General features: G+C 41.5%; 23 protein-coding genes and 1 riboswitch. Of the genes, 4 read left to right on the forward strand and 19 right to left on the reverse strand.

Going from position 1 to position 26,149, the window contains the following annotated elements; genetic code table 11:
- The first annotated feature begins 174 nt into the window (after positions 1-174).
- Together Q0N70_RS03725 and Q0N70_RS03730 are read left to right on the forward strand one after the other, a co-directional pair.
- Positions 175-1,407: an ATP-binding protein gene (locus Q0N70_RS03725; protein ID WP_294013984.1), complete on the forward strand. Its 1,233-nt coding sequence runs from the start codon at positions 175-177 to the stop codon at positions 1,405-1,407.
- Between the two features lie 18 nt (positions 1,408-1,425).
- Positions 1,426-2,064: a hypothetical protein gene (locus Q0N70_RS03730; protein ID WP_277078298.1), complete on the forward strand. Its 639-nt coding sequence runs from the start codon at positions 1,426-1,428 to the stop codon at positions 2,062-2,064.
- On the opposite strand, the gene Q0N70_RS03735 is transcribed toward Q0N70_RS03730, so the two are convergent.
- Positions 2,052-2,297 carry a hypothetical protein gene (locus tag Q0N70_RS03735; RefSeq protein WP_273467324.1) on the reverse strand — a complete coding sequence of 82 codons (246 nt, stop codon included), beginning with the start codon at positions 2,295-2,297 and terminating at the stop codon, positions 2,052-2,054. The genes Q0N70_RS03730 and Q0N70_RS03735 overlap by 13 nt on opposite strands.
- A 107-nt stretch (positions 2,298-2,404) precedes the next feature.
- Here Q0N70_RS03735 and Q0N70_RS03740 point away from each other — a divergent pair, with 107 nt between their 5' ends.
- Positions 2,405-3,208, forward strand: a complete 804-nt coding sequence (locus Q0N70_RS03740) for a hypothetical protein (protein ID WP_277300433.1) — start codon at positions 2,405-2,407, stop codon at positions 3,206-3,208.
- A 164-nt stretch (positions 3,209-3,372) separates the two neighbouring features.
- On the opposite strand, the gene purF is transcribed toward Q0N70_RS03740, so the two are convergent.
- Genes purF through Q0N70_RS03760 form a run of 4 tightly spaced genes read right to left on the reverse strand, consistent with a single transcriptional unit; the run spans position 3,373 to position 9,623 of the window.
- Positions 3,373-4,860 (reverse strand): amidophosphoribosyltransferase, encoded by a 1,488-nt coding sequence (gene purF, locus Q0N70_RS03745; protein ID WP_277078296.1) that lies wholly within the window; start codon positions 4,858-4,860, stop codon positions 3,373-3,375.
- Between the two features lie 26 nt (positions 4,861-4,886).
- Positions 4,887-5,387 carry a 5-(carboxyamino)imidazole ribonucleotide mutase gene (purE, locus tag Q0N70_RS03750; RefSeq protein WP_294013995.1) on the reverse strand — a complete coding sequence of 167 codons (501 nt, stop codon included), beginning with the start codon at positions 5,385-5,387 and terminating at the stop codon, positions 4,887-4,889.
- 47 nt (positions 5,388-5,434) lie between these two features.
- Positions 5,435-8,110 (reverse strand): tetratricopeptide repeat protein, encoded by a 2,676-nt coding sequence (locus Q0N70_RS03755; RefSeq protein ID WP_288757317.1) that lies wholly within the window; start codon positions 8,108-8,110, stop codon positions 5,435-5,437.
- 10 nt (positions 8,111-8,120) lie between these two features.
- The gene (locus tag Q0N70_RS03760; protein ID WP_294013997.1) at positions 8,121-9,623 is read right to left on the reverse strand and encodes a fibronectin type III domain-containing protein; all 1,503 of its coding nucleotides are present in this window, start codon (positions 9,621-9,623) and stop codon (positions 8,121-8,123) included.
- On the opposite strand from Q0N70_RS03760, the gene uvrC reads away from it, so the two are divergent.
- Positions 9,612-11,579 carry an excinuclease ABC subunit UvrC gene (gene uvrC / locus Q0N70_RS03765; RefSeq protein WP_294013999.1) on the forward strand — a complete coding sequence of 656 codons (1,968 nt, stop codon included), beginning with the start codon at positions 9,612-9,614 and terminating at the stop codon, positions 11,577-11,579. The genes Q0N70_RS03760 and uvrC overlap by 12 nt on opposite strands.
- Here the strand turns inward: uvrC and Q0N70_RS03770 are convergent.
- From Q0N70_RS03770 to Q0N70_RS03835, 14 genes are all read right to left on the reverse strand, one after another.
- Positions 11,576-12,880: an OmpP1/FadL family transporter gene (locus Q0N70_RS03770; RefSeq protein ID WP_294014001.1), complete on the reverse strand. Its 1,305-nt coding sequence runs from the start codon at positions 12,878-12,880 to the stop codon at positions 11,576-11,578. The two genes, uvrC and Q0N70_RS03770, sit on opposite strands and share 4 nt — an antisense overlap.
- A 216-nt stretch (positions 12,881-13,096) precedes the next feature.
- A complete protein-coding gene (locus Q0N70_RS03775; protein ID WP_294014003.1) occupies positions 13,097-13,993 on the reverse strand; it encodes a DMT family transporter in 897 nt (298 codons plus the stop codon).
- A gap of 461 nt (positions 13,994-14,454) precedes the next feature.
- The gene (locus Q0N70_RS03780; protein ID WP_294014005.1) at positions 14,455-16,902 is read right to left on the reverse strand and encodes a glycogen/starch/alpha-glucan phosphorylase; all 2,448 of its coding nucleotides are present in this window, start codon (positions 16,900-16,902) and stop codon (positions 14,455-14,457) included.
- 103 nt (positions 16,903-17,005) lie between these two features.
- Entirely contained in the window at positions 17,006-19,144 is a 2,139-nt protein-coding gene (gene glgX, locus Q0N70_RS03785) for a glycogen debranching protein GlgX (RefSeq protein WP_294014007.1), read from the reverse strand.
- Between the two features lie 20 nt (positions 19,145-19,164).
- Positions 19,165-19,617, reverse strand: a complete 453-nt coding sequence (locus Q0N70_RS03790; protein WP_294014009.1) for a hypothetical protein — start codon at positions 19,615-19,617, stop codon at positions 19,165-19,167.
- Complete coding sequence (locus Q0N70_RS03795; RefSeq protein WP_294014011.1) at positions 19,614-20,189, reverse strand: sigma-70 family RNA polymerase sigma factor; 576 nt, start codon at positions 20,187-20,189, stop codon at positions 19,614-19,616. The genes Q0N70_RS03790 and Q0N70_RS03795 overlap by 4 nt, the downstream gene beginning before the upstream one ends.
- A gap of 23 nt (positions 20,190-20,212) precedes the next feature.
- Complete coding sequence (locus Q0N70_RS03800) at positions 20,213-20,539, reverse strand: hypothetical protein (protein ID WP_294014013.1); 327 nt, start codon at positions 20,537-20,539, stop codon at positions 20,213-20,215.
- Positions 20,540-20,650: 111 nt separating this feature from the next.
- On the reverse strand, positions 20,651-22,072 hold the full coding sequence (locus Q0N70_RS03805) for a sodium:alanine symporter family protein (protein WP_294014015.1): 1,422 nt from the start codon (positions 22,070-22,072) through the stop codon (positions 20,651-20,653).
- 79 nt (positions 22,073-22,151) lie between these two features.
- Positions 22,152-22,250, reverse strand: a riboswitch (glycine riboswitch).
- 70 nt (positions 22,251-22,320) lie between these two features.
- Positions 22,321-22,479: a hypothetical protein gene (locus tag Q0N70_RS03810; protein ID WP_294014017.1), complete on the reverse strand. Its 159-nt coding sequence runs from the start codon at positions 22,477-22,479 to the stop codon at positions 22,321-22,323.
- A gap of 101 nt (positions 22,480-22,580) precedes the next feature.
- A complete protein-coding gene (locus tag Q0N70_RS03815) occupies positions 22,581-22,715 on the reverse strand; it encodes a hypothetical protein (protein ID WP_294014019.1) in 135 nt (44 codons plus the stop codon).
- 5 nt (positions 22,716-22,720) lie between these two features.
- Entirely contained in the window at positions 22,721-24,988 is a 2,268-nt protein-coding gene (gene feoB / locus Q0N70_RS03820) for a ferrous iron transport protein B (RefSeq protein ID WP_294014021.1), read from the reverse strand.
- Between the two features lies 1 nt (position 24,989).
- Positions 24,990-25,211, reverse strand: a complete 222-nt coding sequence (locus tag Q0N70_RS03825; protein ID WP_294014023.1) for a ferrous iron transport protein A — start codon at positions 25,209-25,211, stop codon at positions 24,990-24,992.
- 62 nt (positions 25,212-25,273) lie between these two features.
- Positions 25,274-25,483: a FeoA family protein gene (locus Q0N70_RS03830; protein ID WP_294014025.1), complete on the reverse strand. Its 210-nt coding sequence runs from the start codon at positions 25,481-25,483 to the stop codon at positions 25,274-25,276.
- A gap of 219 nt (positions 25,484-25,702) precedes the next feature.
- The gene (locus Q0N70_RS03835; protein ID WP_276780089.1) at positions 25,703-26,113 is read right to left on the reverse strand and encodes a bacteriohemerythrin; all 411 of its coding nucleotides are present in this window, start codon (positions 26,111-26,113) and stop codon (positions 25,703-25,705) included.
- Between the last annotated feature and the right edge of the window lie 36 nt (positions 26,114-26,149).

Below are 26,149 nucleotides of genomic sequence, written 5' to 3' on the forward strand. Positions count from 1 at the left end.
CTTTAGGAATATTCACTCAGGGTCTTAGGAATACTTACTCAAGGCTTTAGGAATACTCTCTTTAGAAATTCCAACACAAACCAAATATTCTCATCTTGTCTTTTTTCTTTTTTCGTGGGATAATCCAAACTGCCACTTTGGATTATCCCACGAAATTTAATTTTGGAAGAAAATATGGTTTTTATAGAGCGTCATGCAGAAAAAACAATAGAACGGATGTCCCAGTCGTTCCCGGCAGTGCTTGTTACGGGAGCAAGGCAGACTGGAAAGACAACTCTTTTAAAAAACGTAACGGACAAAAAATCCGTCAGTTATCTTACATTTGACGACCCGACGGAGGAGCAGTCCGCAAAAAACGATCCGCAGTCGTTCATTGATTTTCACCCAAGCCCTTTCTTGTTTGATGAAGTTCAGTATGTTCCAGAGTTGTTCCGGTATTTAAAAATCGAAATTGACAAGAACCGGCACAATGGAATGTATTATCTGACAAGAAGCCAGCAGTTTAGGCTTATGGAAAGAGCTACAGAAAGTCTTTCTGGCAGAATCGGAATCGTGCAGCTTTATCCGCTTTCTGCACGTGAAAAACGAGGCGACAGCTTTAATCAGCCTTTTATTCCTTCAAGAGAATACATCTTGCAGAGAAACAGTGAATTTTTCGGAAAGGAATTTTCTGCTTCGGAAACTTGGAATTCAATTTTTACAGGAGGCTATCCAGAAGTTGCAAAAGGCAATGTCTCGCCGAATGATTTTTACTCAAGCTATCTGAAAACTTACATCGAGCGTGATATTCGGAGTTTGACTCAAGTTGCAGACGAGATGCAGTTTCTCCAGTTTATTGCGGTTGTCGCGGCAAGAACTGCGCAGCTTGTGAATTACGGAGACATTGCAAACGAGGTCGGAATAAGCGAGGTTACGGCGAAAAAATGGCTTTCTCTTCTTGTAACTTCGGGGCTTGTTTATCTGCTGCCGCCTTTTTCAGTGAATGTTGAAAAACGTGTTGTAAAAACTCCCAAGCTTTACTTTGTTGATACAGGACTTGCCGCCTATCTTACAAGATGGACGAATTCAAATGTGCTTCGCTCCGGTGCTATGTCGGGCGCGTTTTTTGAAACATACATTGTTGGCGAGGTGCTTAAGTCTTTCTGCAATGCTGGAATTGAGCCGCCGCTTTATTTTTACAGGGACAAGGATAAAATCGAAATTGATTTGATTATTTTTCTGAACAATACAGTCTATCCTGTTGAAATAAAGAAGACCGCCACACCAAAAACAGACGACGCGAAGAATTTTTTTATCACAGGCAGAATCAAGAATGTGGAAGTCGCTACGCCGTGCATTGTCTGCAACTGCGGAAAGCCGGTTTCTGTTGCAAAAGGAGTGATTGCGATTCCGGCAGAGTATGTGTAGTTACTCCGATAATAATATATGAGCAAATTATATATTGTTAATTTTTCAAGGTCGGAGTATGCAATGCATATTCCTGTGTTCAGGGTTCTTTGTCCGTCTTATGCTTCTGAGTACCTTGAAAGCCATAAAATTAAGGGCAAGGAAATTAAGGAAACTGACCAAGTTCTTATTGGGTGCACGGCTGATGAAAGAAAGGCTCTTGAAGCTCTTCTTATTCTAAGAGAAAAAAAGCTTTATATAACGCTTTATTCAGAGAGACCTCCGACTGCTCTTTTTCTAAGCATTGTCCGCAAGCTGGATAACATTTCGCTTCTTTTCTGCCCGGAAAGCATGGAAGACGTTGCTCATTGCGCGGAGTTCTGCAGAATAAAAAAGAAGTTTATGTCAAAGTCGGCGCAGAGAAAAACCGAGACAGATCTTTTAGGCAGATTTATAAACATAGAATCCCTTAGCGAAACAAACAGGCTGCTTGTCTTTGCAATTGCGGAAGGATTGTCCTTAAAAGAAATGCAGTCGCTTACAAGGCGCAAGGAAAGGTACATACAGACTTGCCTTCATAGGCTTAAAGAAAGGTTCAATGTGCTTGAAAGGCGGGAGCTTTTTAGCGCGCTCTTAAAATGGCTTTCCTTGGACGTTCAAGATTTTCAGGCAGGATAAACAATAGACGCGCAGAATTTTTCTTTGTCTTTCCAAGCCGGAACAAGCACGCGGGTATTCTTTAAGGCTTTTTTATATAAAACCGGCAGCAGGCTTGAGAATACTTCCACTTTGTGAGTTCTGGACTTGGACTTTACAGTAAGAAGACAGCCGAGCTCTTTTTCTTTATTAAGAATTGGCTCGGCATCTTTTTCAAGTATTCCCAAAAGCATAACGTTTTCTTTTGTTTCCATGCATTATATATATGCTTTTTTTTACAGAAAATGACTCATTGACAATCAGTAAATTATAAGTTACAAATAACATTTGTTATAAACAATACACTTTGGAGAAACTTGTAATGATAAAAAAAATCAGCTTAGTTGCAATTTTAATGTCCGCTCTTTTTATGCCGGCGTTTTCAAAGGAAGAGCTTATTTTCAACAGCAGTAGAATTAAAATAGAAGAAAAAGAATGGAGCTGGGAAAATTCTGTTACAGACGAAGAAGAATCCAGCGATAGTTTTTTTGGTCTCTTAGTTGATATGCTTATAGCTGAAAACTTTTTGATTTTCTACGGAAAATATCCTTTCTACAACAACGAGCCTTTTATAAATTTTTGCTCTGATGACGAGCCTACTTCCGGAAAGTTCTGGAGAATGGAAGTAGAGACAGGCGCATTCAGTTTTCCCGCAAAAAAATTCATAGGGAGCGAAACTCGCATTGAAGGCGTTCTTTACCATATAATCGGACCGGTAATTGAATACCAGCACATCGCAAAAACGAACAAAGACGACATCATGGGAAACCTTAAGCTTGGCGGACAGTTCTTTATCTTTCAGTCAAACTTTATCTGCGCATCCATAATGTTTCAATGGAATAAAGTTTTTATAATCGAGCCTGAGCATGACAGAGCTTCTGGTCCTGGACTTGGAATAATCTTAAAGTCCTACATCATTCCAAAATGCATTCTTGAATGGAGAGCTTCAGTCGCAGTTGTTTCAGGCTACACAGATGAAAGCTGCGCAATTTCAGAATCACACTTGGAACTTGGATACATGGTCGCAGGTCCTCTTGAAATTTACGCCGCCTGGAAAAGACAGGAAAATGAAATTCTTGACTACAACACAAACGGATTTGCGCTCGGCTTGAAATTCCATTTTTAAGCAATGGGAAAAGATTATCGGGTCAAGCCCGATAATGACAAACTGCAATACTGATAATGACAGAATCCATGTCTGATAATGACAAAATGCCATGCCCGACAATGACAGAGTGCGATGTCATTCCCGCACTTGATGCGGGAATCTATTGCAGAAGATTAAAACCTTTAGTCAGAAATCTTTTTTCCGCTAAGCTCGCCTGGAACAGAAATTGGATATTCGCCGGTAAAGCAGCCTTTGCAGAATCCGTACTGTTCTGGATTGCATTCACGGCAGGCATCAAGCATTCCTTCCGCGCTAATAAACGCCAAGCTGTCAGCACCTATTTCCTTGCAGATTTCCTCTTCGTTGTGAATGCTTGAAATGAGCTCGCCTCTAGTTGGTGTGTTGATTCCGAAGTAGCAAGGAAATTTTACAGGCGGACTTGAAATTCTAAAGTGAACTTCTTTTGCTCCGGCGCGTCTTAAAATCTGTACAAGGCGGCGGCTTGTTGTTCCGCGCACAATGGAGTCGTCGATTACAACAACTCTTTTTCCGTCAACAACAGATTTTACAGCATTGAGCTTTACAAAAACCATGTTCTCACGCTCACGCTGAGTCGGCGCAATAAAGGTGCGTCCTATATATTTGTTCTTTATGATTCCGCTTGCATAGGGAATTCCGGCTTCTTTTGCATATCCCTGGGCAGCGCCAATTCCAGAGTCAGGAACTCCGATTACAACATCAGCAGGAACTCCGCTTTCACGTGCAAGGCAGGCGCCCATTTTTTCACGTGCTTCTGTAACTGGGATTCCGTCGATTATGCTGTCTGGGCGCGCAAAGTAAACGTATTCAAAAACGCAAGTCCGTTTGGAAGTTCGCTCTCCAAATTCAAATGAAAGAACTCCGTCTTCGTTTATTATTACGATTTCTCCAGGCTGAATGTCGCGCACGTAAGTTCCGTTTACAGAATCAATTGCGCAAGTTTCGCTTGCAAGAATCCAGCCGTTTTCAACTTTTCCAAGGCAGAGCGGACGGATTCCATTTGGGTCTCTTGCGCCGATAAGACATTTTTCTGTTGAAACAACAAGCGCAAAAGAGCCTTTTATCATTTGGATTGTATCGGTCAGAGCGCGCTCAAGTCCTTTTTTGTAAGACTTTGCAATAAGCTTTAAAATAACTTCTGTGTCGCTTGTAGAAGAAAATGTGCTTCCTGAATCTTCAAGCATTTCGCGAAGCTGCTCGTAGTTTACAAGCTGTCCGTTGTGGGCAACTGCGACTGCTCCAAGCTTTGATTTTAAAAGAAGCGGCTGGGCATTTTCCAAAGTCGCGCTTCCTGCTGTTGCATAACGGACGTGTCCGCAGGCAATGTTTCCTTTTAAGGCTTCAAGGTTTTCCGGCTTAAAGACTTCCGCAGTTGTTCCCATTGCCTTGTGAATGGAAATATCTTCGCCGTTACTTACAGCAATTCCAACGCTGTCCTGTCCGCGGTGCTGCAATGCGTAAAGCGCATAATAAGCCTGAGTCGCGGCGTTAAAGTCGCTGGCAGAATAAGCCACATATTCTTTTTTTTCTGGTTCGCCCTGCTTAGGTGGATTCAAATAAATTCCGACAACACCGCATTCATCGCGCAGCTTGTCTTCCTCTTCTTCAACAAGAAATTCACAGCACTTCATTTTTTTTCCATTAGATATTTATTAAATTACAGTTCGATTCCTGAACCGCCATTTGATTCTGCATCGGCAGTAATATTTGCGCGGAATTCTATAAGCTTTGTTTTTATTTCAGGATATTTGATTCCGAGGATTTCGAGCGCAAGGTAGGCAGCATTTTTTGCATTTCCGATTCCGACAGTTGCAACAGGAATTTGCGGCGGCATCTGAACAATAGAAAGGAGAGAATCCATTCCCGCAAGTCCGTTTGATTTTCCTGGATTAATGCATTCAAGAGGAACGCCTACAACAGGAAGAACTGTGCGGCTGGCGATAACACCCGGAAGAGCCGCGCTAAGTCCTGCGCCTGCAATAATTACATCGCAGCCTTCTTTTTCTACAGCTGCAATAGTTTTTACAAGCAAATCTCCTGCTCTGTGCGCAGAAATAACGTAAGCCTTGTATTCAACGCCAAATTCTTTTAGAACATCAGCGGACTTTTTCATTGTATCCAAATCAGACTTGGAACCTAAAAAGATAGCAACTTTCATACTGTAAAATATCACAATGAATAAAAGAAATCAACACAGCCCGCTTTTTATTCGCCTGAATACGGAAGCAGGATTTCTGACATCCTGTTTATTTCCGCAGAAAGCAAAGTTGAAATTTGTTCATCCTGAATATAATTTACAAGCTCCTTTAAGCACAAAATAACTTTTAAAAGAAGCTTTATGCCGGTTTCGTTTTCCTGTGCGGAAGGAACAAAGCCAGAATTTTTTCTTGCATTTTCCGCGGAAGCAAAAAGACCTTGCTTTCCAGACAGGCGCGAAATTATATATTCAAGCTGAAGATTTGTCTTGCTTTCAAGAAAATTCTTTTTCTGCTGTTCTGGAAGATAACGGCACAATGACTTTAATTTCTTAAAAAGCTGCGTCTGGGAATTTTCTAATGATTTTTCATCGTTCTCGTTTTTCTCTTCTATATTATCCGCAGCACTTTCATCGCTCAAATTTAAAGAGTCTGTTTCGTTTGCAACTTGAAGCGGCTCTATAGATTTTTCAGGCGCGTCGCTTTCCATAAAGAATTCTTGAGCCGCAAGGTCTTTTTCCTCTTCACCAAAATCATCATCTTCAAAGTTCAAGTTTTCATCTTCAAACAAATCTTCGGAATCTTCAGTTGAATCAGCAGGCTGTTCCGGCAAATCAAAAATGTCATCTTCAGAAAAATCTTCATCATCAATAAATTCTTCCGGCTCAGAAATTTCTTCTTCTTGCACAGGAACTTCTGGTTCTGTTTTTTGCGGCGCAGGAATTTTTTCTTCCGGCATTTTATATTCACGCTTAGGAAGCTCTTTCTTTGCATTTTTTTCTTCAAGCGGAATAGAAGTTACAGCAGGCTTTTCTTCTTCCAAGTCAAAACTTTCTGTTTCAAAATCGGGTTCAAAAGAATTCTCTTTGGGAGCAGAAGTTTTGTCTCCGGATGAAAATGGATTCTGAGCAAAAAAATCTTCTGCGCTTGTTTCGTCTTCTTCAAGCCCGCCAACATCTTCGTCTTGATATTCTTCTGGAACTAAATTGTCAAGGCTCTGGGAATATTTTTCCTTGTCATTATCTTCTGATTCAGCATCAAGTTTTCCGTCTGAAAAAACTTCTTCAACGGCGACTTCTTCATTTTGAAGATTTTCAAATTCCAACTCTGGTTCGCTTATGGATTCTGTTTCAGTTTTTATTTCACTTGGAGCAGAAGGCAGCTGTCCAATTTCAGAAGAAGAAATTTCTGGAGATTCAGTTTTTTCACCAAGTCCAATTTCAAAGTTTTCGTCTGCATCTCCAAATTCATCTTCAATGGAATTTCCTGCGTTTGCAAAAATATTTGTAGAGTCAAGAAGCCTTTTGTTTATTCGCTCAATGCCATTTTTCCAAGCTTTGTTTTCTGAATCGAATTTTTCAATCTGCTTGTAAGTGGACATTGCCTGAGTAAGATTTCCCTGCGCCTCGTAATTTTTTGCAATAGAATGAAGACCGTCTACGTTTTCTGGATTTTGAGCGATATAGCGAAGATAAAATTCTTCCGCTTTTTTTAGCTCGCCTTTTTGTGAATAGCGCATTCCGCCTTCACGGTAAAAATCAGAATAGCTAGGATTCAACGCCTTTATCTTTTTAAAGCAGCCGGAAGCCTTGCGCTCGTCTCCAATGCAAATGTAATACTGCCCCAGCAGATTCAGAACATGGACATCGCTTGGATTTTTTTCGTAGGCGCACTGAATTTTTTTTCCAGCTTCTTCAATTCGGTCTGCGCTCAAAAGAATATGCGCATACTGGCAAAGCATTGAGGAATCTTCTGGAGATGCTGTTTCCATGCGGTCCATTATTTCAAGAGCATCTTCATTTCTTCCAGTTGATTCGTAAGTAGATGCAAGTCCAGAAAGTGCCTTTGAAAATTCCGGGCGGATTTTTAGCGCCTCATTGTATTCAACTTCCGCATTATCAAAGTCGCTTTGCTTTGTGTAGACATCTCCAAGTTTTGTGTGCATGGCGGCATCTTTTGGATTTAAATTCAGAGCGTGCCTTACAAGCTCGCCGGCATTGCGTGTCTTGTTTTTTTTCAAAAGCAAGTCGGCGTAATTTTCTATAGCTTCAAGCCAGCCCGGTTTTGTTTTTAAGGCGGCTTCATATTCAGACTGGGCTTTTTCAAATTCTCCAAGAGAGTCATAGCTTTTCGCAAGATTCAGATGAAGAATCGGATGGTTCGGGTCAATTTTAAGTCCGCGCAGATAAGAAGACACAGCGTCTTTGGGCTGATTTTTCAACGCGTAAATTGAGCCGATATGGTTGAACGCAAGAACATCTTCCGGATTTTCCTCGACAACTCTGTTAAAGCAATTAAGGGCATCGTCATATTTTCCCATCAGCTTGAATGTAAAGCCCAAGTTGTAAAAAGACTGAACGTTTGACTCATCGGCAATAACTGCCTGCTCAAGAACAGAAATGGAATCGTCGTATTTTTTAAGGCGGCGGTAAACACCTCCAAGCGAATTCAAGGCTTCAACATTTTTTGAATCAATGCGGATAATTTCATTAAAATATGCAAGAGCTTTTTCATCATCTCCGCTTTTTACATAAAGATTTCCCAAGGAACTTAGAAGCTCAATGTTCTGAGGATCGCTTTTTAAAAGTCCTCTGTAAATGCGGGCTGCCTGTTCAAAATCCCTGGAAAGAATCGCGGCATTCGCTCTGTCCAAAATTCCATTGTTTCGCTTGCTCTCGTTATCCATAACTTTCTTCCTATTTTCTTGAAGGACGGGCAAAAACTTCTTTAGAAAGTTCGCCCATAATTCTTGAGTCATATTTTGAGTAAGAGGCTATTGCAAAGTAATAAATTTTTCCGTTCTTCAAGCCGTTTAATTTTATAGAAACAGAATTTCCTGCATCAATAGGAGACTGACCTTCCAAGGCTTCTCTGCCTAAATATTCGCCCGGACGCTCTCCATAAAAAATATAGTAGCCGCCAACGCTGTCATCAACTGAATAAGGCCAAGTCAAAACCACAGAGCCGTCCATTGGAACAGCTGTCAATTTGAACGGAGCAAGAGGCGAAGGAATTTCTTTGTAGTTTATGCTTAGCTGTGTAACAGAAGGAGAACGCGAGCCTTTTCCGTCTGGATACAATTCCGCTGCAATCTGAAAGTAAAGTCCAGAAACATTTTCAATTTTTTCTTCAGGCTTTACAGGAATCCATTCAGGGAAATCCTGCGTCCAGTTATAAAAGTTGTCTCCGCTTCGGATAAAAAATTCAACTCCAGTTTCTGAAGGCTTGTCCACAATTGCATCAATGCTTACAACGCTTGAACCTTGGCTTAAAAGAACCGGCTCTGTTTCAAATCTTCCGCCTGAAATTTTATAGTTGTCAATTCTAAGGTCTTCTGAAACTTCACTTTTTGATGCGCGCTGAATTCTAAAGTCGTCAATCAGGCCAGTGTACTGCGGGCAAATATCAATGTCGGCAGGAACTCCCATAATTGGAGAATACACAGAGCCGCCAGTTTCATGCCCAGAAGTTGTAACATATTTTAAGTCTTCAAGTTTGCCGTTGATTCTATATTCAAACGCTCCTGTATCCTGATCAAAGTGAATGGCGTGGTACATCCAAATTTCTGGAATTATTGTCGTGTAGCTTGAAAGTGTTATTTCTCCGCCGTCTTTAACATATCCGTTGAAAACATTTGTAAAAGACCACTCAAGATGATTTCCAAAGAAGCTTGCCGTAATCATCTGGTAAAGCGGATACCCTGCGACAGTTCTTGATGACCGCCATGAAAAAACAATTTCTCCGTTTTCCGCAATTGAAGGCTTGAGCCAGAATTCAATTGTGATTGAGCCGCCCTGCCCTTGCTTTCCAAAAATCGTATCACCTTTGCCGCGTAAACGCACTCCGCCAGTTCCACGTGAAAGCCCTGAATATTTTCCCATAAAAGATTTTTCTGCAGGAACTAAAGAGTTGCTTGTAACAGTATAATTTCCTGAAACGTCTTTTACTTCATTGTTTTCAAAATTAATAAGGAGATCTGTATCTTTATCTAAAGGCCTGCTGTTTGTGGCAAGAACCATCGCGTCATAACCGAACCTGCCCTTTCCCTGAACAATTCCATCCATTTTTGAAAGTGCCGGCCATCCATCTTTTCCGCCAAGCACAATGGATTTTTCCTGGGCAAAGGCAGTATTCAAAAGCGCGAAAAAAAATGCTATAATTGCAATCAAAATATTTTTATTCATAATATGAACGACCATAAAATAAATTCTACGCCAAAACTTTCACATAGAGAGATTCTCCATCAAACCGCGCTAAAGGCACCGTTAAAAAGCGGAGTTTATCTTTGGCGGAATGAAGAACAAACCGTAATCTATGTAGGCAAAGCAAAAAATTTAAAAAACAGGCTCACTTCGTATTTCAGCGGAAACAAGGACATAAAGACAAGACTGCTTATAAGCCGCGCCCGCTCTATTGAGTATATTACAACCGACAATGAATATGAAGCGTTCCTTCTCGAAAACAACCTCATAAAAAAATATTCACCGCGCTATAATATCAGCCTGAAGGACGGAAAATCTTATCCTGTAATAAAAGTTACAAAAGAAAAATTTCCGCGCCTTTTTAAAACAAGAAACATAACGCATGACGGCTCAATTTATTTCGGACCGTTTCCTGACGCTTCGGCATTGGATTCATTCTTAGAAACGCTCTATGAAATCTATCCGCTGCGAAGATGCAAAAAGTTCCGCGAAAAAAATTTTCCGTGCATGTATTACCACATAGGAAGATGCAAAGCTCCGTGCTGCAAAAAAACAAACGAATCCACCTATAATGAATTTATCGAAGAAATTTGCTCGCTACTTGAGGGCAAAGGCGAAGAAACTGTAAAAAAACTTCAAGCCCAGATGAAGGAAGCGGCAAAGAACTTGAACTTTGAAAAAGCCGCAAGGTTGCGCGATGGAATCAAAGCATTGGAAATTCTTCAGCACAGAAACATTGTTGAAAATTTTGAAGGCACAAACAAAGACTACATTGCTCCTTGGCGCGAAGGCGAGCTTGTAAGTTTTACAGTTCTAAAAATGCGCGGCGGAAAACTGCTTGGCAGAGACAATTACAGAACCGTAAGCCTAAACGAAGACTCGGAGCTTATCCCGGAATTCATGGCTTCATATTACAATGAAAAAGAGCTTATTCCTCCGCAGATTTATATAATGCAAAGCGACGGAACTGAATTTATGAAGCGGTGGATTTTTGAAACCTACGGAATCAAAACTGAAATAGTCGCGGTAAATGAAAATTCACCAAGCGTCCATAAAGCCGCAATAGGAATGGCTCAGCAAAATGCAAAAGAAGACATAGTGCGCAGAATGAGGGAGCGCGGAGACTTCCCGGCAATGGAAGAGCTTAAAAAAGAACTGTCGCTTCCAAGTCTTCCTGCAAGAATTGAAGGCTTTGATATTGCGCATATCGGCGGAAAATTTCCAGTGGCCAGCTTAATCAGTTTTTACAACGGAAATCCAGACAAGAAAAACTACAGATATTTCAGGCTGAAAACAACGGACGGAATAATAGACGACTTTGCTTCAATGAAAGAGGCAGTTTCAAGAAGGTACACAAGGCTTGTAAACGAAAAAAAAGAATTGCCTGATTTGATTTTAATCGACGGCGGAATCGGGCAAGTAAATGCTGTTGATTCCATCTTAAAATCGCTTGACCTTGATATTCCAATCGCAGGTCTTGCAAAGCGCGATGAAGAAATTTACCGCCCCGGAAACAGCACGCCAATCTGTCTTCCAAAACGAAGCGACGCTCTAAGATTGCTTCAGCGTGTGCGGGATGAAACCCACAGATTTGCCACAAGCCGAAACCAAGAGCTTAGGACAAAAGAAAACACAGTTTCACCTTTTACAAAAATACACGGAATCGGTCCAAAACGAGACGCGCTTTTAATGAAGAAATTCGGAACGTTAAAAAGCCTTGCAGAATCAAATGAAAACGAAATTGCAGAGACTCTAAAAGTAACAGAAGAAGCCGCTCAGGAAATTTTAGTTTCAGCAAAAAAACTTTTCCAAGAGCAAAACGCTTTGCTTCAAAAACAAAGGCTTTCAATTGGAGCTGCAGGAACAACAAAAGAAAAGGCCGCACGAAGCAAGCTTAATGAAAACTTAGCATCGGCAGCCCTTGAAGTTGCAAGTCCGGATGATTTTTCCTAGAAAGGTTTTACAGTAACACCCAACGCAAGCATTACAACATCCTTTGAAAGTTCCATTGTGTATCCTGCTTTTTTGTAATCCTCGCTGAAATATTTGCAGTACATCGCAGAGCCGGAAATTGTAACAAGTTTTACAGGCGAATATTCAACACCAGCACCAATAACAAAGTTGTCAAGAACCGGGCTGAAGACATTGTTTACATCAGACTTTGCGCCTTGCTTTCCATAAGAAAATCCAGTTCCAAAGCTAAGCTGCTCATTCAGTCTGTAGTCCGCTCCAAGAGCAATTTCCCAAGAATCATCGTAGTCATATTCAGAGCGGTCAATCGGACTTTCAATTGTAGCCTGCTTGTTGAAATAATAGTTGAAACTCATGCTGGCATTAAGCTTGTCAAAGAAAGTGTAGCCTACGCCAAGGTTTAAAACTGCCGGCAAATCATTTTTAAAGTTGTCGCCTTCATCTGCGTTAAGGAAAGAAGACGCATAGGCACCAGTCAAGTCATCGTATTTGTACTTGAGCTTTGTAATTGTCTGATACTGAATTCCAACATCGAGAGTATTCCAAGGCTTGATATGAATACCGAAAATTCCGCCGAATCCATATCCGTTTGACTCATAGCCGATTTTTGAGCTTCCGCCGTTAACTGACTTCAAGCCGTCGCATTTAAGTGTAATGTTCTGCTCACCGTGCATAAATCTTCCTGCCGCCGCAACAGAAACCATGTCGTTGATTTTATATGAAGCGCCAAGGATTTCTCCAAGCTGAACTGAATAAACTTCAAGAGAATGTGAAGAAAGCTGCTCCAAAAGTTTTTGGGCATAAGCCTGAGACTGTGCAAGCGTAAGTTTTCCAGCCATAACCGCCTCAGTAACTTTCGCTTTTACAGCAGATGCCATTCCCTGTTTAAGCGCCAATGAAGTAAGTCCGGTTCCGTCGCTGTAGTCAAGAGTTCCGCCGCCGCCAAAAACGCCAAAGCCAAAGAACGCCGCCCAATTGTCTTTCTTGTAGACAACCTCAGCATTTGGATAAAAGTAAACGTTTTCATCGTCTTCAAATTTCTGTCCGTCAAGTTTGTCAGCGTAATTCTTTAAAACAAACTGGTTTCCAAGCTCAAAGTAAAGTCCGTCGTTCATAAATGCTGTTCCGCCGATATTGTACAAAACAGCTTCCGGACGCAAAGTTTCTGTATTGCGGCTAGGATTTCTCATGTAGCCTTGATTCAAATTTGTCTTGTTATCTACACCGCCTGCAAAAGCAAATCCAAGACCAGCGGTAAAAGCCAGCAAAGCAATTTTCTTCATAATAGTTACTCCAATAAACATAAAGTTTAACTGGAGAAAAGACTAGCACGGATAAAAGATTTTATCAAGACACTTTTTCAAAAAATGTCATAATGACACAAGATGATTTTATGTCATTAAAAATCATTTTATCTAATGTCGAGTTTTACACATTACTGTCATTATCGGGCTTGACCCGATAATCTGCTGAAAACTCAAAGCAAATTCCTAATCGAATTATTTCTTGTCCTGCCTTAAATTCGGAATCACTTCTGCCAAAACTATTGCGCAGAAAATCAAGGCGCAGCCAACGAACATTTTTGGCGTGAGGCGTTCACCAAGGAAAATGCAGCTGCAAAGAACTCCGAAAACGCTTTCCAAAGAAAGAAAAAGAGAAGCCAGCGCAGAAGGAACATATTTCAATCCGACGTTCTGAAGCACAAAGCAAACCATTGAACTGAAAATTCCAAGGTAAAGCATGGAAACAACAACCGTTGAATTTTTTATAAGTGAAATGTCAAAGTTTCCGTCTAAAAAAGGCGCAGTTACAAATCCCAGAACTCCGCTAGCCGCAAACTGAAAAAATGTAAGAAGAATCACATCTTCTTTCTTTACAAAAAATGAACCTGCAATTATATGAAGCGCAAAGAAAATTCCACAGATTAAAGTAAGAACATCTCCGCGGTTCATGATGTACCAGGCACCGTCTCCGTCAAGAGCAAGCAAGCCGATTCCTGTAAGAGCCACAGCCGCCGCAACCCAGACATACCAGCCCGGCTTTTTCTTAAAAACTGGCCAGCCGATAAGCGGAACAAGAATTACATAAAAAGTTGTAAGGAAAGCGTTTTTTCCGGCAGTTGTAAAATTGCAGCCAATTGTCTGGGTAAGATAGCCCAAAAACAAAAGAACTCCCAAAAAGCATCCGTGAAAAAAAATGTCTTTATTTAAATGCTTAAACCGTTTTATAAAAATCAAGCCGAAACAGACAGCGGCAATTGTAAAGCGGATTGCAACCATCCAAGTAGGTCCGACAAAATCCAAGCTGTCTTTTACAACAACAAAAGCAAATCCCCAGATTGCGGCAGTAAGAACCAGTCCCGCTCCAAAAATAATAGAAAGTTCACGTTTTTCCATAGCGGATAAGATAATAAGTTTTCAGTCTAAAGGTCAATACGGCCATGGCAAACGCATTATAAATGTATTCAGCATAAAACTGGCTCCCAGGCACGGTTTCCTGGTTCAAAATCGCACAATAATGCGCTACACACTGATTGTTGCAAAGTAACTATAGAATTACCCGCTCACGCGGTCGCAACAATCAGAGTGTTTTTGCCCAAGGAACCGTTCCCTCGCGCAAACTTTACTTAAATTATTTATAATGCGTTTGCCCTGTCAATACGGCTTGGACAAACCCAAAATAAAAAAACTCCGTGCAGAAAAATCCACACGGAGCCGAAACGGGTTATTCAAAAAGCAACTTTTATGTCATTTTCGGGCTTGTGTCAAAAAGTCTTTGCCAACACAAAGTTTATTAGATTGCCGGATCAAGTCCGGCAATGACATTTTAACTTATTGAACAAACCCAGTGCCAAAAGTTATTTTACAACGACTTTCTTCAAGTGCCAGATGTCTTTTACGTAGTCTTCAATTGTGCGGTCGCTTGAGAATTTTCCGCTGTTTGCAATGTTGATTAAAGCTTTTCTTGCCCAGGCTTTTTTGTCAGCATATTCAGCGGCAAGTTTTTCGTGAGCCTTAACATAAGAATCAAAGTCAGCAAGAATAAAGTAAACATCAGGCTGCTGTCCTTCAACACCGTAAACAATCGAATCGTGAAGTTCCTTGAACAAAAGTCCGCTTGGATCGTAAGTTCCGTCAACAAGCTGATTTACAACTTTTGCAAGAGATGGATTTCTGTCAAGATATTTTGTAGGATTGTAAGAATGCTCCTGCTTCATCTTGACAATTTCGTCCGCCTTAAGACCGAAGATAAATGCGTTGTCTTCTCCAGCCTCTTCAACGATTTCAATATTTGCGCCGTCCAAAGTTCCGATTGTGAGCGCGCCGTTCATCATAAACTTCATGTTTGAAGTTCCAGAAGCCTCAAATCCTGCTGTTGAAATCTGCTCGGAAACATCAGAAGCCGGAATGATTTTTTCTGCAACTGAAACGCGGTAGTTTTCAACAAACACAACACGAAGCTTGCCACGGACGCGGCGGTCATTGTTAACTCTTTCTGCAACAGTGTTGATAAGCTTGATAATTGCCTTTGCGCGGCGGTAACCAGAAGCTGCCTTTGCGCCAAAGATAAATGTGCGTGCAGGAGGATTATAGCTTGGATCTTCCACAATCTTGTTATAAAGATACATGATGTGGAACACGTTCAAAAGCTGTCTCTTGTATTCATGCAAACGCTTTACCTGTGTATCGAAAATGCTTTCCGGGTCAAGGAATTCATTCTGGCTATGCTTTAAGTATTCAGCAAGCTTTTCCTTGTTGTGGCGTTTGATTGCAATGAGTTCTTCCAAAGAAGCGTCGTCATCAACATATTTTTCAAGGCCTTTGAGAAGAGAAAGCTCTTTTTCCCAGCCGTGTCCGATTCTCTTTGTAATGAAATCAGAAAGTTCTGGGTTTGCGAACAAAAGCCATCTTCTCTGTGTAACGCCGTTTGTCTTGTTGTTGAATTTCTCTGGATAAATTTTGTACCAGTCCTTAAGTTCCTGCTCCTTAAGAATTTTTGTATGAAGGGCAGCAACGCCGTTTACGCTGAAACCTGCATGAATTGCAAGCCATGCCATATAAACTTTTCCGTCATGGATAATTGCCATGTGGTTCTGCTTTTCATAATCGTTAGGGAACTGCTGGCGAAGCTCAATTACAAAGCGGCGGTTGATTTCTTCAACAATCTGATAAATACGCGGAAGAAGTTTCTGGAAAACTTCGATTGTCCATTTTTCCAAAGCTTCTGAAAGAATTGTGTGGTTTGTATAAGCGAAAGTTTTCTGAACAACGCTCCAAGCATCGTCCCAGCCCACATTGTATTCATCAATGAGAATTCTCATAAGCTCAGGAATTGCAACTACTGGATGAGTGTCGTTAAGCTGAATAACATGATATTCAGGGAACTTTGAGAAATCAGCTCCGTAAGTATTTACAAAGTGATGAACCAAATCCTGAAGAGATGCAGAAGTAAAGAAATACTGCTGGCGCAAACGAAGTTCTTTTCCCATAGGACCATTGTCATTTGGATAAAGAACACGGCTGATATTCTCAGCATCGTTCTGGCGTTCAACTGCGCGGTGGTACTGCATATCATTGAAAAGCTGAAGATCGAATCCGTTAGGACTTGAAGCCTGCCACAAGCGCAATGTGTTTACATTGTTTGAACCGTAAGCAACAATCGGCATATCGTAAGGAGTCGCTGTAATTTCCTCTGCGTTTTCAAGATAGAATCTGTCCTGTCCGTCAGGAGTTTTTCCATATTTAATCTGTCCGCCGAATTTTACAGTTACAGCAAGGTCGCTTCTTTTTACTTCCCAAGGATCGCGGTGCTTAAGCCAGTTGTCAGGGAATTCAACCTGCTCGCCGTTGATGATGTGCTGCTCAAACATTCCGTATTCATAGCGGATTCCGTATCCATGTCCTGGATATTCAAGAGTTGCAAGTGAATCAAGGAAGCAAGCCGCAAGACGACCAAGACCGCCATTTCCAAGACCAGCATCAGGCTCTTCGTCTTCAATAAAGTCATAGCTGATGTTCATGTCTTTAAGGACATCTTTCACCTGCTCCATAATGCCAGAATTAATCAGGTTGTTTCCCAGCGCGCGTCCCATCAAAAACTCTGCGCTCAAATAATAAAGCTGCTTTGTAGGCTTAGCTTCATACTCTTTGCGGGTATTCATCCAGTTTGGCATGATAATTTCAAGCGCACTCGCGCTTACTGCATCAAACAAGTCGTGCTTATTTGCCTGTGTGATGTCTTTTCCATACTGGCGGCGCAGACGGGCTGTGAGATTTTCCTTAAACTGCTCTGCATCAAAAGTCATTTTTATATTCCTCCAATCAGCCTGTTAAGCTAAAAAGCAAAACGGCATTATGTTTACCTAGTATAATATGGAAACGTTTCCTTATTCAAGTTCCCGCCCGATTTTATTTTGCAACCAGAATCAGCATAGAGCTGGCAGGAAGCACATAGCGGTCTTGAGAAAGCAAAGTTTCAGCATTTTCCACAGAAAGAAGCGACGTTTCATCTTCAATAGAAGTGTCCGCGACTCTATACCATTTGCGTGAATCCGTAATAGCCGGAATTCTAAGCATTATATCCTGACGGTCTGTGTTTGCAGCGATAAAAAAATCGTTGTCGGAAATTTTTCCTGCCCCGGAATCAAATGTTCCCAAAAGCCTGAATGCAAGAAATCTTGAAATTTTGCTCCAGTCCGGATTGCTTCCATCGGCGGCGTACCACTGAATGTCCGGCTGCTTTCCTGCCATGCTGCCTTTAAAGAATTCAGTGCGGCGGAAAACAGGATGATTTTTTCTTAGTTCGATTGCTTTTCTTGTAAACGAGACAAGCGCAGAATTCAAGCCGCAGTTTCCCCAGTCAAACCAGCTGATGTCATTGTCCTGACAATACGCATTGTTGTTTCCCTGCTGTCCCCTGCGGAATTCATCTCCGCCCAAAAGCATCGGTGTTCCCTGCGAAATCAAAATTGTAAGCATATAGTTGCGCATCTGTCGGTTTCGCATTTTTTCGATTACAGGATTCAATGTAGGACCTTCGTAACCGTGATTGTAGCTCCAGTTTGAGTCTGAGCCATCGCGGTTGCCTTCACCGTTTTCATCGTTATGCTTTCCATTGTAGCTTACCAAATCGTTCATTGTAAAACCGTCATGGCAGCAAACGTAATTTATGCTGTGATACGGAGCGCGTCCAGAAATTGTAAACAAATCGCTTGAGCCGCTGATTCTTGTAGCCGCATTTGTAGAAACATATTCATCTCCGCGCCAAAATCTTCTTATATCATCACGGAAGCGGTCGTTCCATTCAGCCCATCTTCCGCCGGGGAATCCTCCAAGCTGATAAGCTCCGCCAGCATCCCAAGGCTCTGCAATTATTTTTGTTTTGCCAAGAACCGGGTCTTCTGCAATTGCATTTGTAAGCGGCGGAAATTTCAAAAGCTCGCCTTCCTGTCCTCTGCTCAAAATTGAAGCAAGGTCAAACCTGAATCCGTCAATGTGATAGTTCAAAACCCAGTAGCGCAAACTGTCAATTATAAAATTTCTTACGATAGGATGATTGCAGTTCACGGTGTTTCCGCAGCCTGAAAAATTCATGTAGTATTCTTTGTGGCTGCCAACAAGAGTATAGTAAACGCTGTTTTCAAATCCGCGGAAATTCAAAGCGACTCCATGCTCGTTTCCTTCCGCAGTGTGATTGAAAACAACGTCAAGAATAACTTCGATTCCAGCCTTGTGAAGTTCCCGAACCAAAGCCTTAAATTCATTTACGCAGCCACCGGGAGTTTTGTCCGCCGCAAAAGAAGCTTTCGGTGAAAAGAAATTTATTGTGCTGTAGCCCCAGTAATTTTTCATCCGTTCGCCAGTGCGCGGGTTCACATTTGAATTTTCAAATTCATCAAATTCAAAAATAGGAAGAAGCTCAACCGCAGTAATTCCCAAATCTTTAAGATAAGGAATTTTTTCAATAAAGCCAGCATAAGTTCCAGGGCAAGAAACTCCGGCATTTTTTCCAGCGGTAAAGCCCTTTAAATGAACTTCATAAATTACGCTTTCTGACAAAGGCCTGTTAATCGGCTTGTCTCCCTGCCAGTCAAAATTTTCATTGTCAACAACAACGCATTTTGGAAAAACTTTTGCGCACTGATTTTTTCCATGCTCGATGTCATTCTTGTCAAGCGGCGCAGAATAGTCAGGCGGAAGATTATAAAAAACAGAAACTGGAGTAATCGCCTTTGCATAAGGATCAAAAAGGCGTTGATGCACATTGAACCTATGGCCTTTTGAAGGCTCGAACGGTCCGTCTACCCTAAAAAGATAAAGAGAGCCGGGCTTTATTCCAGGCACAAACGCATGCCAAATATCGCCGGTTCTATTTTCAGAAGGACTGAATTCAACTTGAGCATAAGGCTCGCTGTCCTCGCTGGCAGAATAAAATTCCAAAAATACCTTTGTGGCATTCCGGCTAAAAACTGAAAAATTAACGCCGTCTTTAGCAACAGAAGCTCCAAGTGGAAGTGGTGTTCCGGGTAGAGAGTTCAAAATTTCCATGCCAAGATTATATCAGTTTTTCATTGGATTTTCCACTTTTTAATGAAAAAATCCATATTTGTTCCAACAAAAGCTGCACAATACATAATTATACTAAACGCAAAAAATAGCGACAACGGAAAAACAAAAAATTCTGCAGAAGCAAAAAACGCAAGCATTTCAAAAAGAACAACGCACAAAATCAAAGCCGCGCCAGCCACCAGCCACTGCCGCATAGAAACACGCTCTTTTTGCAAGTTGTACATTTCATAAGCTGAATCAAGGCGGCGCATGATTTCAACAACATTCTTTGAGTCGCATGAAATTTTTTTCATGTTTTCCTTGGAACATTTTTTTTCAAGCAGTGAAAATTTTCTTACAAAGTTTCTGCATTTTTTGCAAAACAAAAGATGAACAGTAAGACTTGCAGGCAGCCGCTCATTTTTATCCAAGGCGAAAAATTCATCCATATAAAAGTCGCAGTTCTTTTTCATTTATAATCCTCCAGCTTTTTTCCAAGAATTTTTTTTGCGCGGAAAATATGCGACTTGATTGTGTTTACAGGAATTCCTGTAGCTTTTGAAATTTCCTCATGGCTCATTCCGTTGAAAAAATAAAGCCGCACACATTCAGCATAACGTTCAGGCAAAATTTCAAGAGAGCCTTTTACAGCTTCCACAGTTGCAGAATAAATCAGTTCTTCCTCAGGCGTTTTTATTTTTCCCGGAATCAAATTTTCATCAGAAAGAGTTTCCGCATCGTGGCTTCTTTCCTTTTGATTCATCGCAGTTGTAAAGGCAATTCTTGTAAGCCAAGTTGAAAAAAGACTTTCGCCTTTAAAGCTTGAAAGTTTTTCATAAGCCTTCAAAAAAACATTCTGTGCAAAATCTTCAGAGTCAGCCTGATTATGAAAAAACCGCATTCCAATTGCAAAAATACGCTTATAGTAAAAACCCGTCAGCTTGGAAAACGCACGGGAAGAACCGTTCAAGGTTTCCTGCACATAGTAAAAATCACGTTTTCTAATAACAAGATTTTCCAGAGACGAAGAAATTGTTTTTTTCATAGATAAAAACTAAAACTAAAAAATTACTTTGAAATCCTGTGGAAAAGCAAAAGCATTATGCCGACTGCAAGCGGAATAAGTCCGCCTAAAAGTCCCCAGGAAAGATGCTTTAAAAGCACAAACATCAATGAAAGAACAATTCCCACGCCAACAAGACAAAGTCCCAAAAGCAAAGAAAAATTCCGCAAGTCAATTCTCGGCGGATTGTACGAGTCTTTTTGAATCAGCATTACATTTTCGTGGTGCTTCCATAACAAGGCGAAAAAAATAATTGATGCCGCAAAACAAATTCCAACAATCGGAATAATTGAAACAATAACCTGTGCAGCAGGCGAAACAATCTGGTTCATATAATCTGTAACCTCTTAAAATATAAGACACAATTTTATAAAAAAAGTTGCAAGAAAAAAAGGCATGATGCAAAACACACCATGCCTCTAAAAATGAAACTTAACGCAACATTAAAGTGTCGGCTTTCTGTCGAAATACGCCTTTGTCTCCTTTGCCACAATGCCGCTGAGAACAATCAGCGAGATGCAGTTCGGGATTGCCATGAGCGCGTTCGTGATGTCAGCGATTGTCCAGACCGCGGAAATCGTCATGTAAGGTCCAATTGCAACCGCAAGAATGTAGAGCCATCTGTAGACTTTTACGACCGTCATGTTTCCGTTTGAAAGGTACTCAAGACATTTTTCTGAATAGTAGTCCCAGCCGAGGATTGTCGTGAACGCGAAGAACACAAGGCAGAGCATGAGCAGGAACTGAACCGAATGCTGGTCGCCGCCGAGAACTTTTGAGAACGCAGCCGAAGTGAGTGCCGCTCCTGAAAGTCCGCTGTTCCATACATCGCCGCCCGCAATCACGATTGAAAGTCCTGTCATCGTGCAGATAACAAGAGTGTCGATGATTGTTCCGGTCATGTTTACCATTCCCTGCTCGACAGGCTCGTTTGTCTGAACTGCGGAAGCCGCAATCGGAGCTGAACCGAGACCGGCCTCGTTGGAGAAGATTCCGCGCGCGATTCCCTTCTGCATCGCCATTCTGATTATTGTTCCGGCTGTCGCGCCTGCAAGAGCCTGCATTCCAGTGTCCGCACCGAACGCTCCTTTGAATATGAGCGCGAAAGCTCCAGGAATTTTTGTCGCGTTCATGATAAGAACTGAAAGACCGAGGAACACGTAGATTATCGCCATGGCAGGAACAACTTTTTCGGCAACCTTCGCGATTCTCTTCAAACCGCCGATTACAACGAGGGCTACGGAAATTGTGATTACCGCGCCGCCGATTACAGTCGCCCAGGAATATGAGTTTCCGCCGAGCGTGAATGCGACCACAGACTTGTTAGGGTCAAAAGCGTTCTGAACCGCGCCGCAGATTCCGTTTACCTGAGTGAAAGTTCCGATTCCGAAAAGTCCTACGAGCGTTCCGAAAATTGCAAAAAGAACCGCAAGCCATTTCCAGTTCTTGCCCATTCCCTTCTCAATCACATAGAAAGGTCCGCCCAGAACGTGTCCGTCCTCCTTGACCTCGCGGTATTTGATTGAAAGCATACATTCCGCGTACTTTGTGGCAGTTCCCAGAATCGCCATGAACCACATCCAGAAAAGAGCTCCCGGACCACCTGCAAGAATAGCGGTTGCGACTCCGACAATGTTTCCGGTTCCGATTGTGGCGGAAAGAGCCGTGCAGAGCGCGCTGAATCCCGAAAGCTCGCCGTGGCCTTCATTTTCCTTAAAGATTCCCTTGAAGGCGCGTCCGAATTTTGTGAACTGGATTCCGCGGGTACGGATTGTCATCAGTAGACCTGTGACAAAAATCAGGATGATGGTTGGAAGTCCCCATACGACATCATCAATAGTGTTGAGGATTGCTTCAAAAGACATTTTGTGTCCTCGCAAGAAAAAAAATAAGAGCCGCCCAGTTTTACCTGAACAGGCTCTCCAAAGAGTGATGAACGGACATTTTTTATGCTCTGTCCACTTTGCCTGAGATGTCGGCTTGAATAGCCTTAACCCTTCGGCGCTCCACAAGGATTTATGGAGACTCTCCAGAGAATCAAAAAATCAACAACGCTGTTTTCTTGACAATTCAAACTATCATTTTTTTTTAATTTAATCAACAGAATTTTTTTCTATTTGCAATGGCATTTTTTGCAAGCAGCGGCTCCGGGACATCCTATGCAGATGTGGTTTCCGCTTAAACGGGCATTTCTTTTCTGCTTTACAATATAAACAATGACAGCAACAAGCCATACTGCAAGCACAAGAATTCCAACAATGTTTCCAATCATAATCAGCCTCTGAAAAAAAATAAATAAACTTTATAAAAAAAACAAGGCTTTCCAAGAAAAAATTCCCAGAAAGCCTTATTCAGTTCAAGAACAAAACTTTCTCAAGCTTCATCCTTTTTTTGTTTATGCTTTTTTATTTTTTCTACGATTGTGATTACCGCGACACACATAACATAAAGAACTGCAAGCACGGCAATCATTATTCCCATAGAAAATTTGCCTATGGAACCGCCCATATTTTTTATGATGCGCTCTTTGAATCAAAGTACTGTCCCTTGTAAGGATCTTTTCTGAACAAAGCGAAAATAATTCCTGCAAGGAAAATAAAAGCGAATACAGTTCCCACGCCAAAGTGTCCGTGAACAAAAAGCATTCCAAGCTGGTAAACAATCAATGTCAAAACGTAAGCGAAAATATTCTGGAACAAGATTGCAAACCAGAACCATTTGCGGCTCTTAAGCTCGTTTGCCATTGTAGCAATTGCGGCAAGACAAGGAGAATCAAGCAAGTTGAACATAAGGAATGCAAAGGCTGCCAACGCTGTAGCAAACCATCCGCTGATAGCTTCAGCAACAACTGCGTCATCTTCAACATTTTCCTCATCAACATTTGCAAGAACGCCCATTGTAGAAACAATCGCTTCTTTTGCGCTGAATCCAGACAAGCTAGCTGCCGCGCTCTGCCAGCCGCCAACTTTTTCACCAAATCCAAGTGGCTTGAATACGTAGCGGATAACATTTCCAACGTCAGCAAGCAAAGATTCGTCTGCGTCAACAAGTCCGAATCCGCCTTCAACTGCCTCTTCAACAACTTCGCCGTTTTCTACAACTTCATCTTTTGGAGAAGCGAATCCGTAAGAAGAAAGGAACCAGATTACAAGACAAGCAACGAAAAGAATTGTTCCGGCTTTTACAATAAATCCTCTAAGGCGTTCCCAAGTGTGCATGAGAACTGTCTTAAGCTGCGGAAGGTGATACTGCGGAAGCTCCATAACGAAAGGCGCGGCTTTTCCGTGGAAAGGCTTTGTTTTCTTGAGCATAATTGCTGCCATTACAACAGCTCCGATTCCGATTACATACATCAAAAGTGTAAGAGAACCGCCGTCCCATCCAGTGAGTTTTGCACCGATAACACCAGCGATAAGCGCAATTACAGGAAGCTTTGCTCCACAAGGAATCCAAGTAGTAGTAAAGATTGTAAGACGTCTGTCGTTGTCATTTTCGATTGTGCGGCTTGCCATAATTCCAGGAACGCCACAGCCAGAACCTACAAGAAGCGGAATAAACGATTTTCCAGAAAGACCGAACTTGCGGAAAATGCGGTCCATAACGAACGCAATGCGAACCATGTATCCGCAGTCTTCAATCAAAGAAAGAAGAAGGAACAAGACAGCCATCTGAGGAACGAATCCAAGAACCGCTCCAACACCGCCAATAACACCGTTGACAATGCAGTCAATAAGAACTTCGTTTGCGCCGGCATTTGTAAGAGCTTCTTCCACGGAAGCCGAAATTCCCGGAATAGCAAGTCCTTCAATTCCAAGGAAGTTCCAGCCATCTCCAAAGAGTCCGTCATTCGCCCAGTCAGTCAAAACTGTTCCAAGAGAAGAAACTGCAATGTAATAAACAACCCACATTACTGCAAGGAAAATTGGAATTCCAAGCCAGCGGTTTGTAACAATGCGGTCGATTTTGTCTGAGCGGGTCATTTTCTGTCCAGACTTTCTTACGCAGCGGCTTACGATTCCCTGAATGTAAACGTAGCGTTCATTTGTTATGATTGACTCAACGTCATCATCTTTTGCTTTTTCCAATGCCTTTGAGATTTCTTCAGCTTTTGCAGAATCCGCAGAAGAAAGAGCAAGCTGTCCAAGCACAACAGAATCGCGTTCAAGAAGCTTTATTGCGTACCATCTTTTCAATTCTGATTTTACAGTTGAAGGAACAAGAGCTTCCATCTTTGAAATATATTCTTCAACATCTTTTGAGAAAACTGCAGTCGGAATAAAAGCTTTTCCAGATTCAGCAGCTTTCTTTGCAGCGGCGGCAGCTTCCTTTACGCCAGTTCCTTTGAGCGCGCTTGTTTCAATTACAGTGCAACCAAGTTCAGCCTGAAGTTTTTCTGTATCAACAGAATCGCCTGATTTTTTAAGAACATCAATCATGTTCAAGGCAATTACTGTAGGCTTTCCAAGTTCAAGAAGCTGAGTTGTAAGATAAAGGTTTCTTTCAATATTTGTAGCATCAACCAAGTCAAGGATTGCGTCCGGATTGTCTTTGATAAGATAATCGCGGGAAACAACTTCCTCTGATGTATAAGGTGAAAGTGAATAAATTCCAGGCAAGTCTGTTACAACAACATCCTTCATGCCTTTCATTTTTCCTTCTTTCTTTTCAACAGTAACTCCAGGCCAGTTTCCTACGTACTGGTTTGAGCCTGTAAGGTTGTTGAACATTGTGGTTTTTCCGCAGTTTGGATTTCCTGCAAGAGCAATTCTGATTTCTGACATTTTATTCTACCTCAATATTTTCAGCGTCATCTTTGCGAACGCTAAGCTCGTAGCCACGAATTGTAACTTCAACAGGATCGCCAAGAGGTGCGACTTTGCGGACATAAACTTCGCATCCGTTTGTAAATCCCATGTCCATAAGACGTCTTTTTAAAGCGCCTTCACCGTTCAACTTTTTTACCTTTACAGTTGAACCAACTTGTGCTTCACGCAATGTACCCATTTATTTTTACTCCTATAAAAAGCCAATGAGAAGTTTCAGTTTTTGATTTTAGTTTTAGAAAATCAGACAATAATCTTGGAAGCCATGCTGCTGTCCAATGCGACACGGGCTTCCTTGACTTTTACAATCAAGCCGGTCTTTACTTTCTGAACAATAGTGACTAAAGAGCCAACATTGAATCCAAGCTCATTCAAGTGCTGTCTTACCTGCGGATTTCCATTAACACCAGAAATTTTTACTTCATCTCCAGGATTTGCAAACAATAATGGCATAAAAACCTCCTGACAAGTTAACAAAGAGCAACAATGATTACCTAAAACAAATAAAAATTAACCTGCCCTAACCTTCGTTATCTTACACTAACTAAAATGATATGTCAATAAATTCTGAATTTCTAAAAATCAATTTGTCTTTTAGAATGGAAATAAAAAAAACTTCCAGCTTCAAAAGAAACCGGAAGTCTTGCAAAGTTCAAATAAAAAATTTGCTTATTAAATTTTTGGCTTTACAAATGCCGCCCAGACACGGTCAGCTTTTGCAATGTGATTCAAAATCCAGCCAACCATGTAAGAATAGAATCTTGCGCCGTCATCTTTGCGGTCAGAAGAAAGCTGCTTAATCTGATGGTTAACTTCATTTATAAAGTTGTCATGCGCAGTCTTGTGAATGTCAACTCCGGAATATCCGTACTTGCGCATAAATTCCTCTTCATTTGAAAAATGGTAAACCGTGTAGTCTGTAAGTTTTTTTAGAACCTTCGCCATATTAAGACCATAAGCTTCATCAGTACCAGTAGCCGCAGCGTAAAGTTCATTTGCAATCTGAATCAGTTTTTTGTGCTGATTGTCAATTTCAGGAATTCCCAAAAGATAAGAGTCGCTCCATTCAATTTTTTCAACCATCTTTTTACCTCCAATGGCAAATCTATTCAAGCTAAA

Source organism: uncultured Treponema sp. (genome assembly GCF_945873775.1).
GTDB lineage: Bacteria > Spirochaetota > Spirochaetia > Treponematales > Treponemataceae > Treponema_D.